The sequence below is a fragment of the Planomicrobium okeanokoites genome, assembly GCF_003428875.1.
In the GTDB taxonomy this organism is placed as follows: Bacteria; Bacillota; Bacilli; order Bacillales_A; family Planococcaceae; genus Planococcus; species Planococcus okeanokoites.
Map to the genome: position 1 here is coordinate 405,747 of NZ_QQRS01000002.1, position 13,196 is coordinate 418,942.

14 protein-coding genes and 2 riboswitches are annotated in these 13,196 nt (G+C 45.8%); of the genes, 6 read left to right on the plus strand and 8 right to left on the minus strand.

The window, feature by feature from the left end:
* Positions 1-302: 302 nt before the first annotated feature.
* From D2910_RS06940 to D2910_RS06975, 8 genes are all read right to left on the minus strand, one after another.
* Positions 303-815: a GNAT family N-acetyltransferase gene (locus tag D2910_RS06940; RefSeq protein WP_117312882.1), complete on the minus strand. Its 513-nt coding sequence runs from the start codon at positions 813-815 to the stop codon at positions 303-305.
* Between the two features lie 3 nt (positions 816-818).
* Positions 819-1,391: a DNA-3-methyladenine glycosylase I gene (locus tag D2910_RS06945; protein WP_117312883.1), complete on the minus strand. Its 573-nt coding sequence runs from the start codon at positions 1,389-1,391 to the stop codon at positions 819-821.
* A 214-nt stretch (positions 1,392-1,605) separates the two neighbouring features.
* Positions 1,606-2,622 (minus strand): ion channel, encoded by a 1,017-nt coding sequence (locus tag D2910_RS06950; protein ID WP_117312884.1) that lies wholly within the window; start codon positions 2,620-2,622, stop codon positions 1,606-1,608.
* Between the two features lie 82 nt (positions 2,623-2,704).
* Positions 2,705-4,069 (minus strand): TrkH family potassium uptake protein, encoded by a 1,365-nt coding sequence (locus D2910_RS06955; protein WP_117312885.1) that lies wholly within the window; start codon positions 4,067-4,069, stop codon positions 2,705-2,707.
* 65 nt (positions 4,070-4,134) lie between these two features.
* Entirely contained in the window at positions 4,135-4,791 is a 657-nt protein-coding gene (locus D2910_RS06960; RefSeq protein WP_117312886.1) for a potassium channel family protein, read from the minus strand.
* A gap of 86 nt (positions 4,792-4,877) precedes the next feature.
* Positions 4,878-5,025: riboswitch (cyclic di-AMP (ydaO/yuaA leader) on the minus strand.
* Positions 5,026-5,115: 90 nt separating this feature from the next.
* A complete protein-coding gene (locus D2910_RS06965) occupies positions 5,116-5,616 on the minus strand; it encodes a methylated-DNA--[protein]-cysteine S-methyltransferase (RefSeq protein ID WP_117312887.1) in 501 nt (166 codons plus the stop codon).
* Positions 5,609-6,517 carry a DNA-3-methyladenine glycosylase family protein gene (locus D2910_RS06970; protein ID WP_117312888.1) on the minus strand — a complete coding sequence of 303 codons (909 nt, stop codon included), beginning with the start codon at positions 6,515-6,517 and terminating at the stop codon, positions 5,609-5,611. Before D2910_RS06970 ends, D2910_RS06965 begins: the two co-directional genes overlap by 8 nt.
* Positions 6,468-7,085, minus strand: a complete 618-nt coding sequence (locus D2910_RS06975; RefSeq protein WP_117312889.1) for a bifunctional transcriptional activator/DNA repair enzyme AdaA — start codon at positions 7,083-7,085, stop codon at positions 6,468-6,470. The genes D2910_RS06970 and D2910_RS06975 overlap by 50 nt, the downstream gene beginning before the upstream one ends.
* Before the next feature lie 235 nt (positions 7,086-7,320).
* Between D2910_RS06975 and D2910_RS06980 the strand changes: the two genes are divergently transcribed.
* The 6 genes from D2910_RS06980 to D2910_RS07005 all read left to right on the plus strand — a co-directional run bounded on the left by D2910_RS06980 (position 7,321) and on the right by D2910_RS07005 (position 13,112).
* Positions 7,321-7,890 carry a TVP38/TMEM64 family protein gene (locus tag D2910_RS06980; RefSeq protein ID WP_240633567.1) on the plus strand — a complete coding sequence of 190 codons (570 nt, stop codon included), beginning with the start codon at positions 7,321-7,323 and terminating at the stop codon, positions 7,888-7,890.
* A gap of 33 nt (positions 7,891-7,923) precedes the next feature.
* Positions 7,924-8,955, plus strand: coding sequence for a C39 family peptidase (locus tag D2910_RS06985; RefSeq protein WP_117312890.1), 1,032 nt, complete (start codon positions 7,924-7,926; stop codon positions 8,953-8,955).
* A gap of 135 nt (positions 8,956-9,090) precedes the next feature.
* Positions 9,091-9,205, plus strand: a riboswitch (SAM riboswitch).
* 139 nt (positions 9,206-9,344) lie between these two features.
* Positions 9,345-10,376 (plus strand): methionine ABC transporter ATP-binding protein, encoded by a 1,032-nt coding sequence (locus D2910_RS06990; protein ID WP_117312891.1) that lies wholly within the window; start codon positions 9,345-9,347, stop codon positions 10,374-10,376.
* The gene (locus D2910_RS06995) at positions 10,366-11,016 is read left to right on the plus strand and encodes a methionine ABC transporter permease (protein WP_117312892.1); all 651 of its coding nucleotides are present in this window, start codon (positions 10,366-10,368) and stop codon (positions 11,014-11,016) included. Before D2910_RS06990 ends, D2910_RS06995 begins: the two co-directional genes overlap by 11 nt.
* A 36-nt stretch (positions 11,017-11,052) precedes the next feature.
* Complete coding sequence (locus D2910_RS07000) at positions 11,053-11,892, plus strand: MetQ/NlpA family ABC transporter substrate-binding protein (RefSeq protein WP_117312893.1); 840 nt, start codon at positions 11,053-11,055, stop codon at positions 11,890-11,892.
* 20 nt (positions 11,893-11,912) lie between these two features.
* Complete coding sequence (locus tag D2910_RS07005) at positions 11,913-13,112, plus strand: M20 family metallopeptidase (RefSeq protein ID WP_117312894.1); 1,200 nt, start codon at positions 11,913-11,915, stop codon at positions 13,110-13,112.
* Positions 13,113-13,196 lie beyond the last annotated feature (84 nt).

The following is a 13,196-nucleotide window of genomic DNA, read 5'->3' on the forward strand; positions in this document are numbered from 1 at the left end:
AAGTGATCATAGAACCCCGAAAACTGCTCATAGAAATCCGTCGCACATAATAAAAAGAAGAAATCCGGCATTCGGGTTTCTTCGCGACTCCTTCCGAATCAAGAAAGCATTTCAAATGAGTGATAATCATCATTTCCGCAAAGAGATGATTCCATTTATAGATAAAATCGAATCCAGCCCCACCCATTCTCACGAATAAAGTGAATTTCCTCCTGATTATGTTCCAAATGTCCTTCAGTCATCATTTTCTTCACTATTATGCCCTTCCATCCAAAGCCCCCATACGTCCTAACCCTTACTCGCTATCTTCCATCACTTATCCACAAATACCGCACAAATCTCATTTTCTCACCATTCATTTCAAATTCATCATCACTTATCCCCATGTGGATAAATCCATTCTTCTCCAGAACTCGTTGAGAAGACTTATTCACAGTCGTCGTTTTTGCCTGAATCTGTTTCAAGTCGGATTCCGTGGATAAAAGGAGGGACAAAGCCTTGCTTCCGATTCCCTTGCCGCCATAATTTTCTCCCAGCCGAAAACCGACTTCCGCCGTGCCGGCAGCCTCATCAATATCAACCAAGTTAATCCGCCCAGCGATATTTCCGTCAGGATCTATTATTAAATAAAACCGGCAAACGCCTCGCTCCTGCTCCTCTAAAAGCTCTCGATGCCTCTCCCAAAAAATCTCCCACTGGTAATAGTCGTCGCCTCGGCCTGGCACCATCTTTTCAAAAAAAATTCGATTTACCTTTTCAAATTCGAATAATACTTCTGCATCATCCTCCTGCAGCAAGCTCAGTGAAATCTCCATCACTTATAAGCTCCTTTTTCGATTCGAAGTATGAAAATCACAGGTTTTCACATGATCATCCACCATGCCGATCGCCTGCAGAAACGAATAAGTTGTAACCGGTCCGACGAATTTAAAGCCGCGCTTTTTCAGTTCTTTGCTGATTTGCACGGACAAAGGAGACTCAGCAGGCATTTGCGCACTGTCTTCCCACTGATTGATGACCGGTTCGCCTTCTGTAAAGCTCCACAGGAATTCAGCCAAACTGCCGAATTCCTCTTGCACTTTCAAAGTTGCCTGCGCATTGCTGCGGACCGATTGCAGTTTCGCAAAATGTTTGATGACATTGTAATTCTCTTTTATTGACTCCAGATCTGAATCGCTCAACCCTGCGCAATACGCGATGTCGAAGTTTTTAAAAGCCGCCTGGTATGCGTCCCGTTTTGCCAATACGATGCTCCACGACAACCCCGCCTGTGCGCCTTCCAAATTCAGCAATTCAAAAATATAGCGGTCGTCCCGGGTCGGCCTGCACCATTCCTCATCGTGATATGCCTGCATCATTTCGCTGCTGCCCGGCCATGAACATTGAGCCATCTTCACCACACCTCTTTCATCCTATTGAAATCACTTTACCATTTTTCCCAGAACTTCTGTGCACTCCCATGAAAATAAAAGAAGGGCTGGTGATAACTTTTCTAAATCGTTGAAATAAAAGTTTTCCACAGAAAAAAGGAAGAAACTTATCCAAAGTTCCTTCCTTTTTAGACTGTCTTGCAGTAAATTCATTCCTAAAAAGATACTACATTTATTACTCCAATTTTAAATTTTCATACGTCTCTTGATTACAGATTATATAAAGGCGGGCATCTTTTTCAATTTTATCTCCCGTTCTGCGGATAATACTGAAATCATGTCCATCGGCAATTAAGTTTGCCCCTTGCTGTCTAAGGTCTTCGAATGCATCTGCATAAGTTCTCCAAGAGGGTGCAGGGCTGATTTCCCAAATATTCTCTCCATATACATGATTCAATAATTGCATGAATAAACGACTTGAACCATGATGTAACAATGATTTTGTCATTAACTGGGGAAACGATTCACTGGAAAGTACAAATTCATTTACTCCTGCATGTTCGAACATGCGGATATGGTCATTGTGCTGTATCTCCACTACTGTATAAATATTTTCATTTCGATCGGCAGCGTACCTTTCAATAGCTGAAGCGATGAGCAGGGTCTTTCCGTCCGCTTGGACCTCATAATCACTTTCAGAAGCAAATATTGCCACCGAATCTGCTTCGTCAATATTTGCCTTTTGTAAAATTTCTGTATCTGTCGGATTCCCCCTGATATAGTGGAACCGGTCATGCTTAAAAGGAGCTTCTTCGACATGATCTATTAAAACTACATCTTTCTTGATATCTTTGCTTAGCAGTATTTCTTCGATTGTTTTTTTAACGCTATCAGACCAGCCGATGATCAAGAAATGTCCTTTCCCTTTATAACTCAATTCCCCACCCATTTTAAGCCTCCCATAATAAGTATATGAATCCACCACTTTCCCCAATATGATACCGATAAGTCCGATACCGAAAAGGTAGAGGAAGATTCCAAATAGCATACCTGGCACTGTAACAGGCGAGTAATCCCCAAAACCCACCGTAGTCACGGTAGTCATTACCCACCAAAAGCCGATAAAAGGGTTTTGAAAAGTCTCCGGCTCAAGAAAGTAGATAATGAACGCACTTGCGATATAAAAAATACTGGCAAACATGATTAATTTCGCGGTATTCACTTTCACAATTCGTTTCATCAGTTCGAACATGTCTCAACCTCCACCTGGAAGTGTTATTCTGCACTTCAATTTGATAGCCAGTTTTTAAGTGGATAAACAATTACCAGCAAACTTATCCGATAATCACTTTTTCTTTGGGATAATGATAGCTGTCTTTCGTAACCTTTCCTCGAATCAGGAAGAGGAAAGAAAAAATACCGATGCGGCCGATGAACATCAAAGCAATGATAATCACTTTCCCCGGTGTACTCAGGTCTCCCGTGATGCCCATTGATAAACCGGTGGTTCCAAAGGCAGATGAAACCTCAAATACAATTGGCAAAATCGGGAACGGCTCCAGATAGGCCAAAGCGATTACAGCTGCCGTACAGAGCATGGAAGCAGTTGTGATAACGATGAACGAACGGATAACATCGTCAGTATCCAGTTCCCGTCCAAATACCTTAATTCCGGATCTCCCTTTCGCAAAATTATAGATTGCCAACAGCATGATTGCAAAAGTTGTTGTCCGTATTCCGCCGCCGACACTACTCGGAGAAGCGCCGATAAACATCAGCGCACAAAAAAGGATTAAAGTCGGATCTGATAATTCGCTGACATCCATTGTAGCCAACCCGCCGTTCCGCGTAGTTACCGATTGAAAAAGAGAAAAAAACAGTTGCTCATGCCAGGTTTTATCAGCCAAAAACTTTCCCTGTTCCAAAATGAGCATGAAAACAGCTCCAACTGCAATCAGCGCGAAGAATGTCGTCACCGTCAGTTTGGTGAAAAGAGAAAAACTGTTTGAACGTTTCCCACGGCTCTGATCACCCCACAAAAAGTCCTGAAGTTCAATCAAGACAGGAAATCCGATCGCCCCCAAAATCAATAAGGTCATATTGACTGTCTGAACAAAATAATCACCCGCAAACGGTACCAGCGAGGTGCCTGTTATATCAAATCCAGCATTGGTAGTAGCACTTATAGCCCCAAAATAGCCTTGAAGCAGCGCTTCCTGCCATGTATCAAAAAAGTCCAAAAAATAAATGCTTAATATGATGGTTCCAATCAATTCGATAAACAAGATGGTTTTCAGTATTTTTAACATAAGCTTTACTAAACCTGCTAAGGAAGATTGGTTCTGGTCAATTTGAATCAATTGCCGTTCACGCAAACCAATCTTTCTGCGGAAAATGATCCAAATAAAAGTGCTGAGTGTCATGATGCCAATTCCGCCAAATTGCAGCACGAAAGTCAATGCGATGATACCGGGGGTATTGAAAGTATCGGTTGTCGACACAACACCCAATCCCGTAACACTGATGGCACTGACTGTTGTAAATAAAAGATCGATAAAAGATAATTCAACTCCTTCATCATGAAAGAACGGAAGGCCTAACAGGATGAAGGAGAATATAACAGCCAATGCATAATAAAACACAATTAGCCTGATTGCGGACAACTGTGTCCACTTTGAAAACAAGGCGAAAATTCGCATACTAAAACTCCAGTCTGTAAATATCTTCAAAACCCTTATTGCTTATGCTTTCAATCGTTTATTGCTTAAATTCCTTTTTCCTCAAAACGCTTTAAATCGCTGCGGTGTCCCATCACGACCAGGATATCGGCTTGTTGGACCAAGTCCTCCGGCATAGGAGCGACATTCACTTGTTCATTCCGTTTTATCGCCAAAATCATACAATTGTATTTTGCGCGGATGTTCAGTTCAAGTAAGGTCTGATTTGCTATCTTTTGGGAAGCGACCAATTCAACAATGCTGTAGTCTTCGGAAAGGTCGATATAGTCAACTACTTTTTCTGAGTCCATGTGGTGTGCAACCCTTATCCCCATTTCATTTTCGGGTTGAATCACTTTGTCAGCCCCCACTTTTTCCAGAATCATCTGGTGCTGCAGGTCCCTTGCTTTGACCCAGACCACCGGTACCCCGAGTTCTTTCAGCATAAGCGTGCAAAGAACACTTGTCTGCATATTATCACCAATAGCTACAACGGCATGTTCAAAATTGCGGACACCGAGCGCTTTCAGATTTTCTTCATCCGCAGCATTGGCGATGGCTGTATGGGAAGCAAAATCCCGTATCGATTCCACTCGCTCCGGCACCGAATCTATCGCGAGCACTTCATGCCCTAATTTATACAGTTCTTTACAAATACTGCTTCCGAACCTTCCCAATCCGATGACAACAAACTGCTTTTTCACGTGTACTCCCCTTCCCTTTTCTGTTGCCAATAAAAAAAGACCACATCAAAGAACGTGGTCTCAGGCTACTGCGCGGACCCTTCTCTCCAATTGCATTTCAACGCTTACGAGGTTAGCTGTCGGATTCGGGACTGAGAGTGCCCCTTCTTACCAAGGTAAGATTCACCCCAAGACAATAACATCTATTGCCGTTAGTGGTTCCCCCGTTCATTTCTGATTCAGCGATTAAAAGGTTCTTGCAATTCATTTAATAGAATAAAATCTACGCTTCCTATTGTGTAATGTCAATACTTTTCAACAGAACTTTTCTATTGCCCTATTTTTCTATTTTTCCACACTCATTAATTTATTTTTCATCGCCTGCTCATGCTTCAAAAGCCATTCTTTTCTCGTCAAAGTTCCTGCATAACCCGTCAGTTTCCCGTTCGTGCCGATGACCCGGTGGCACGGCACAATGATGGTCAGCTTGTTTTTGCTGTTGGCGTTGCCCACTGCCCGCACGGCTTTTTCACTTCCGACTTTCACCGCGATATCCCGGTAGGAAGCGGTTTCCGCATAGCCGACAGTCGTCAGGGCTGACCATACTTTGCCTTGGAATTCCGTTCCTTCCGAAATATAAGGAACGGTGAAGTCCATGCGCTCACCTTTGAAATATTCGTCCAACTCCCGCAGACAATCGTTTAAAACCTGCGGCGTGTCTGACTGCGGCTGTTCAAGTATCTCGTCTCGTTCCGTGAATAAAACCGACAGGATCCCTTCTTCTGTACCCACTACTTCCATGACGCCGATCGGTGATTGATAATCCACTTGATATAAATTACTCATATAAACTCCTCCAAAGATAGAAAGTGGCGTACGCTTCCCACCCTTTCCAGTTTTCTGCATAGCTTTCGATTTCCGCTATCGACGGTTTCTTCTCCAGCTCCAGTTGATATTTCAACGCGTTGTGCAAACCGACGTCGGCAATCGGAAAAGCCGAGGTGAAGCCAAGGCATTTCATCATGACATAATTAGCGGACCAGGGGCCGATTCCTCTTATCGCAACCAGTTCTTTTTCCACAGTCTGCGCATCTTTTCCATCTGTGAAATTTTCCTTCACCAGATTTCCTTTCGCCATTTCAGCTGCAATGCCGATGATGTATTCCACTTTTCGCACCGAATACTGCATAGGCGTCAAATCACTTACCTTAAGCTCCGAAATTTCTTCGCAGGAAGGGAACGTCCAGTAAATTTCGCCTTCGTAAACTAATGATTTTCCGTAAGCTTCGACAAACCGTTTTTTCAAGGTATAGGCGAAAGTCAGATTAATCTGCTGGCCCGTGATTGCCCAAGCCATCGCTTCAAATAAATCGGGAAAACCCATAACCCGCAAACCGAAATGACGCTTAACAATCGGCTGTAAAATCGGATCATCCGCCGCCATCCCGTAAAATGGCACCAAATCCGTCTTTAAGTCAAACCAGGCCCAAACATATTCAGCAGCTGCCCGCTGCCCTGCTTCAGAAGGTTTGCCGTTTAAAAATTCAACCCGCAAATGCTGCTCCGCATGCGTAACGCCAATTAATATCAGTTCTCCCTGATGGTCGATGAGCTTTATGATTTGATCATTCTGTATTCGGTGAAGGTTTTCCTGGAGCGACCGATTGAGAAAGACTAAGCATTCATCGAAACTAAACTCAACGGGCGTAGGAACTCTCACGTAACTGCTGTTTGTATTCGGAATCATTTCCCAGCTCCTTCGTCATTTTCCGGTAATCGCTTGGCGAAAGGTTTTTAGAGCGCCGGAATGCTTTGTAAAAATGCGATGTACTCTGGAAACCTGCTGCGTAGCAAATCTCCAGATTCGTATTTTGAGTATGCTTCAGCAAATGTGCCGCTTTGTCCACGCGGATTTTCTCCAGGAACGATCGGGGTGTCTCTCCTGTTTCCTGCTTAAAAATGCGGTCCAGATACGAAGGACTCAAGCCGGCATGTGCAGCGATTTCTTCAAGGTTCAATTTGCGATTATGATAAGCCAAAAGCAAGTCGATCACTCTCCGCACTACTTCAACGTTAGGTGAGTGTTCCGTTTCCGGCTGACATCTTTTGCACGCCCGGTACCCACGGCTCTCCGCTTCCTGAATCGTTGTATAGAATTCCACATTCACCTTCTTCGGCTTTCTGGAACGGCACGAAGGTCTGCAATAGATCTTCGTTGTTTTCACCGCTGTATAGAACAGCCCATCGTATTTCCGGTCGCAGGCCATGATTTTCTCCCACATTTCTTCAAACGTAAAATTTATTTCGGCAGTCATCCTCCACACTCCCTTCCCACGAATTTTCCGCTCTTAAATCTTATCTCCATTGTAACCAATTACCGGCAATACTTCTGCTTTCATTTTACCAATCACAGCCCGAAATTTTCGTCCTCGATTTTGCGCTTATGGTCGCTCCAGCAGAATGATTCATTCGCATAAAAAAACCTCAGAAAGTATTTCTCAAAATTAAAGCCGTGCCGTTTATTCCAATGTATAATTAGGTCAATCAATCATGTTGAACTTTTCACCGGAGGAGGCGAATCCTATTCTTACTCAAATTCCCATCATTGATTTTCTTCTGTTGCTGCTGTTGAATTTGGGGATCGGCGCGATAGGATTTTTTCCAAGCTTCCTGGTGACCGGCCTTAATATCAGTTCTTTCGGCATTGCGCTCGGTACAGTGCTTTCGCTGTCCGGCGAAATTTTCGGGGCGATTGCCGGATTTTATCTTTACCGTTTCGGATTCAAAAAAATGGATCCCGGATGGCTGAAGCACCGGTTCTGGACACGGATTCAAAAGTCTTCATCCAGCCAGGTGTTTTGGACGGTTATTCTGCTTCGCCTCATTCCATTTGTTCCTTCTGGACTGGTGACCGCAGGCGCTTCGTTAACACCGATTTCCGCTCCGCTGTTTATGGCTGCCAGCACAATCGGAAAGATTCCGGCAGTCTTTATTGAAGTGGCCATCATGTATGGCGTGATCCACACCATTCCCGTCCGTTATCAGTACAGCTTAGCCGCTCTGACTCTCGTGGTACTGCTGCTGATCTGGAATAAAAACAGAAGAAAAGTTCAGATGTAATATTTCAACTTACCCCATAATGGAGCTGTTACCTTGAAGACATCCCATAAACTTATAAGATTCGGAGCCTTTTTTGCGCTGTCCTTTTTCATTGTCGGATTCAGCCCATCGTCGCTTGGAACTTCATTCAAAAAAATCATGGCTGATGGCTTTGCCATTGAATCACCTGATCAAAATGTATCTTCAGAGGCTTTTTTGCTGACAAATTCCAGAAACGGACAGCCGCTTGAAAACTATCTGCTATACCTCATTGATACCAGCACCAGCACATTGGTCGATGTAATAAAATCCGATGAAGCCGGTGAAATGGAAGCAGATGCATTGGTCGACGGAAAAGAATACCGGATTCGAATTGTGCGCGCAGATACAGATTCAGGCGCCGTAAAATTGGCGGAAGAAAAAATGTATCTTCATCAGCCGGACGACTTGCCGACCACGATTGAAACCTATGTTGAACGTGAAGCAACTCATATAAATGTACCGATTCTGATGCAGGACCCCGAACTGCCGAATGGCTGTGAAATTACGACATTGACATCTGCTCTCAATCATTATCGCCTCAAAGTTTCCAAAACGACCATGGCTGATGATTATTTGCCAAAATCGTCTTTCACCTTCAAAAACGGCAAACGTTTCGGACCAGATCCTCATCAGGCATATGCCGGCGATCCCAGAAAGGAAAACGGAGGCTGGTATGTATTTGCAGAACCGATCGTCGAAGCATCCAAAGGAATCATCGATTCCAAAAGCAGCCGGCTGATCGCCGAAAATGTCAGCGGCAGCACCCAGGAGGAAATCCTTTCCTATACCGATCGAAATATTCCGGTCATTGTCTGGGTCACACTGGATTTGTCGCCACCGGTCACTTCCGGCGGCTGGTACATCGAAGAAACTGGCGATTTCCATCCTTCTTACAGCAATTTGCACAGCGTGGTGCTGGACGGCTGGGAAGACGGCAACGTCTATGTAATGGACCCCCTTAAAGGTCGTGTAAGCTATCCTGAAAAAATGTTTTTTGATAGCTATCAAGCAATGGGAAGCCAGGCTGTCATTGTGAGAAGATAGGTTGAGCTTGTGGGGATGCCGGGAAGTTGTCGGGCAATCATGAATGCAGGATTTAAAAAAAATAAAATGAAAACTGTTGACTTTTGTTTCGAACGCCACTAAAGTTGTCATTACAAATCAAATACGTACATCACTTTCTTATCCAGAGAAACCGAGGGACAGGCCCTATGACGTTTCGGCAGCGGATTCGCTTCATGCGAAAACTGTGCTAATTCCTGCAAATGCGATCCTTGCATTTGGAAGATGAGAACGAGATGGTTTCATTCAGGAGCCCTCTTTTTTTCTTATGGATTAAGAAAAAAAGAGGGCTTTTTTTCGTTCATTTTTGGAAAGTTAGATCTGTACGCACACGATTTGCAAAATTATTTACAGCTGAAGGAGGCGTACTAATGATTCAATTTGAGGGGGTTACAAAAACCTATCAGTCAGGGAAACAGGAAATTCATGCATTGAACGGCATCGATCTCACTGTCGAAACTGGAGAGATCTTCGGAGTGATCGGCTTTAGCGGAGCCGGCAAAAGCTCCCTCATCCGCACAGTCAATCTGCTGGAGCGTCCCAGCAGCGGGCATGTCCGGATAGATGGCAAAGACATTTCCACGCTATCGGCAAAGGAAATCCGGAAAACGCGGAAAGACATCGGCATGATTTTCCAGCATTTCAACTTGCTGAATTCGAAAACGGTTTTCCACAATGTCGCGATGCCTCTTATTCTAGCCAACACGCCGAAAAACAAGATTAAGGAGCAGGTAAAAGAGCTGCTCGATTTTGTCGGCCTTTCCGATCAGGCAACGAAATATCCCGATCAGCTGTCGGGCGGCCAGAAACAACGCATCGGCATTGCACGCGCTTTGGCCACCAATCCCTCGGTGCTCTTATGCGATGAAGCGACATCAGCGCTGGACCCGCAGACGACACAGGCGATTCTGGAATTGCTGCGCCGCATCAACCGTGAATACAACATCACCATTCTGCTGATTACCCACGAGATGGGTGTCATCCGCGAAATCTGCGATAAAGTGGCTGTGCTCGAAGCAGGTAAAGTCATTGAACAAGGAACGGTGTTCGAAGTGTTTACGAATCCGCAGCAGCCGACTACGCAAAGGTTTGTCCGCTCAGTTATGAACGATGAACTGCCGGAATCACTGCTGAAGCAGATACAAAACCCAAGCCGTAAAAATTCCATCTACCGGATTCAATTTACAGGCACATCGGTCGGCCAGCCGCTGATGTCCCGTATCTCGCGTAAATACCAATTGGATCTGAACGTCCTGTTCGGGAACATCACCGAGTTACAGGGCGCGCCGTACGGCAATCTCATCGTTGAATTCACCGGTCCTGCCGAAGAGATCAAAAAAGCGCTGGCAGATATCCGGGAAGGCAATGTCCATGTCGAGGAGGTCCTGAACTATGCTAGTTGACAACGAACAGATCCTGGAAGCCTTATGGGAAACAATCTATATGACAGGAGTCGCGTTTCTGTTCTCCGTGATCATCGGTTTTATACTGGGGCTCTTGCTCGTCGTTACACGGAAAGGCCATCTACTGGAAAACGAACCGGTTTCAAAAGTTCTGAATGCCATCATCAATATTTTCCGGTCCGTCCCTTTCATCATCCTAATGGTCGCCATCATTCCGTTGACTCGCATCATCGTCGGCACATCCATCGGCACAGCGGCTGCGATTGTCCCACTCGTTTTTTACGCTGGCCCTTACATCGCAAGGCTGATTGAAAACTCGCTCCTTGAAGTTGATAAAGGAGTGATCGAAGCGGCACAGGCAATGGGCGCATCTCCATTCCAGATTGTTTTCCGTTTTCTGATACCGGAAGCCTTAAGCTCACTTGTGCTGGCTTTGACAATCGCCATCGTCGGCTTGATCGGTGCATCCGCCATGGCCGGTGCCATTGGAGGCGGAGGCCTCGGCGACTTGGCCATCACTTATGGTTATCAGCGTTTCGACACACTCGTCATGGTCGTCACCGTAGCAATCCTGGTCGTACTTGTCCAAGGCGTCCAGTCCGGCGGCAACCTGTTATCGCGGCGCGTCCGTCGTCGTTAAGTTTTTCATTCTAATAAAACACTGGAGGAATCAACCATGAAAAAAATAACAACTCTTTTCTTATTGTCTCTATTGGCTTTGACACTTGCAGCATGCGGCAGTGAAACAGAAGGTGCTGGAGACGGCAACCGTAAAATAACACTCGGCATCAGCGGCTCGGATACGACAATCTGGGATTACATCGCAGATAAAGCGGAAAAAGAAGGCATCGACCTTGAAATCGTCACGTTCTCTGATTACGTGGCACCGAACATCGCCTTGGCTGAAGGCGAGCTCGATTTGAATGCATTCCAGACAATCTCTTATTTTGACGAATTTGTCGAAGAGCATAACATCGACATCGTGCCAATCGGCTCTACAGTCATCGCTCCAATGGGCCTCTACTCTGAAAAATACGATTCAATCGATGAACTTCCGGAAGGTTCACAAATTGCGGTACCGAACGAAGCCACCAATATGGGCCGTGCGCTCTTGCTGCTTCAGGAAGCCGGTTTGATCAAATTGTCGGACGATGCCGGTTTGACCGGTACAGCTGACCACATCATTGAAAATCCGAAAAATCTTAAAATCGTACCGATGGTTGCCGCACAAACGCCGCGTGCAATGGCGGATGTCGCTGCCTCAATCGTTAACAACGGGATTGCAGTGGATGCAGGCCTGAATCCGACTGACGATCCGATTGCCCGTGAAAGCGATACGGCCACCCCTTACATCAACTTGATCGCGGCAAGTGCAGAGAATGCAGACGACGAAGATTACTTGAAAATCGTAGAACTTTATCAGCAGGAAGACACAGCTGACTTTATCGTCGAGCATACAAAAGGTGCGCAAATTCCGACGTTCATTCCTGTAGAAGAATTGGTCGATTACAAATAAAATTCGAGGAGGAATTCTGAATGACAGCTATTAAGGAAGCAAACACAACTATTTCACAGTCCATCGATTCAAGACGGGAGCAGTATATTGCAACCAGCCAGGCAATCCATGCCAAACCGGAGATCGGCAACCAGGAAGCTTTTGCAAGCGCGACTCTCATTACATTGCTGAAAGAAGCCGGTTTCTCGGTTGAAGCCGGCGTCGCTGGTCATGACACCGCTTTTTATGCCAGCAAGGAAAGTTCATTGCCTGGCCCGACAATTGCCTATCTTGCGGAATATGATGCCCTGCCTGGCATCGGACATGCCTGCGGTCATAATATTATCGGCACGACAAGCGTCGCTGCTGCAATTGCGCTGTCGGAGACTTTCGCCACTACCGGCGGACGTGTTGTCGTGCTTGGGACTCCAGCTGAAGAAGGCGGTCCGAACGGCAGCGCAAAAGGGAGTTTCGTGAAACACGGTTTGCTTGAAGGCATCGATGCTGCAATGATGATCCATCCATCGGGCAGATCTTCGACAACCACGCCTTCACTTGCTGTTGATCCGCTTGAATTTCATTTTTACGGAAAGCCTGCCCATGCGGCAGGGTCACCGGAAGAAGGCATCAATGCACTCGATGCCGTGCTCCAGCTATTCAACAGTATCAACGCACTTCGTCAGCAATTGCCATCTGACGCCCGTGTACACGGCATCATCACGCACGGCGGCGACGCACCGAACATCATTCCGGAATACGCTGCAGCCCGCTTCTACATACGCGGTGATTCCTGGAAAAAAGCTTCGGAAACTGCAACGAAGATACGCGCCATTGCAGAAGGCACGGCACTGGCCACCGGCGCAAGTGTCAAAATCGTCCGTTTCCAAAATGAAGTGAAAGATCTCGTCCTCACTTCCCCTTTGGACGCAATTGTCCGTGAAGAATTGGAAGCTGTCGGCGAAACAGTCGCAACTTCCCGCAACACCGGAATCGGTTCGACAGACGCCGGCAATATCAGCCACGTCGTCCCGACCGCCCATCCTTATATCAAAATTGGGCCGGATGATTTGATCGGGCACACGGTTGAGTTCCGGGAAGCAGCCAAATCCCTGCAAGGCGATGAAGCTTTGATCCGCGGAGCAAAAGCTTTGGCGAATACCGGCTATCGCCTTTTGACTGAAGCCGCTCTGCTCGAGGAAATAAAGCAGGCACATGCCAAGTCATTGGCTGCTAAAAGATGATTTTCAGTTTACTAATGTGCCAATAAGATATAAGCCATGAAAATACCCCGAATGAAAGACAGGATTCTTCACGTCTTTCATTCG

Coding starts and splice junctions, on each gene's coding strand:
- D2910_RS07000 (WP_117312893.1), top strand. CDS start 11,053: ATGAAAAAAATAACAACTCTTTTCTTATTGTCTCTATTGGCTTTGACA.
- D2910_RS06940 (WP_117312882.1), bottom strand. CDS start 815: ATGGAGATTTCACTGAGCTTGCTGCAGGAGGATGATGCAGAAGTATTA.
- D2910_RS06950 (WP_117312884.1), bottom strand. CDS start 2,622: ATGTTCGAACTGATGAAACGAATTGTGAAAGTGAATACCGCGAAATTA.
- D2910_RS06965 (WP_117312887.1), bottom strand. CDS start 5,616: ATGAGTAATTTATATCAAGTGGATTATCAATCACCGATCGGCGTCATG.
- D2910_RS06990 (WP_117312891.1), top strand. CDS start 9,345: ATGATTCAATTTGAGGGGGTTACAAAAACCTATCAGTCAGGGAAACAG.
- D2910_RS07005 (WP_117312894.1), top strand. CDS start 11,913: ATGACAGCTATTAAGGAAGCAAACACAACTATTTCACAGTCCATCGAT.
- D2910_RS06945 (WP_117312883.1), bottom strand. CDS start 1,391: ATGGCTCAATGTTCATGGCCGGGCAGCAGCGAAATGATGCAGGCATAT.
- D2910_RS06955 (WP_117312885.1), bottom strand. CDS start 4,069: ATGCGAATTTTCGCCTTGTTTTCAAAGTGGACACAGTTGTCCGCAATC.
- D2910_RS06970 (WP_117312888.1), bottom strand. CDS start 6,517: ATGATTCCGAATACAAACAGCAGTTACGTGAGAGTTCCTACGCCCGTT.
- D2910_RS06995 (WP_117312892.1), top strand. CDS start 10,366: ATGCTAGTTGACAACGAACAGATCCTGGAAGCCTTATGGGAAACAATC.
- D2910_RS06975 (WP_117312889.1), bottom strand. CDS start 7,085: ATGACTGCCGAAATAAATTTTACGTTTGAAGAAATGTGGGAGAAAATC.
- D2910_RS06980 (WP_240633567.1), top strand. CDS start 7,321: ATGTTGAACTTTTCACCGGAGGAGGCGAATCCTATTCTTACTCAAATT.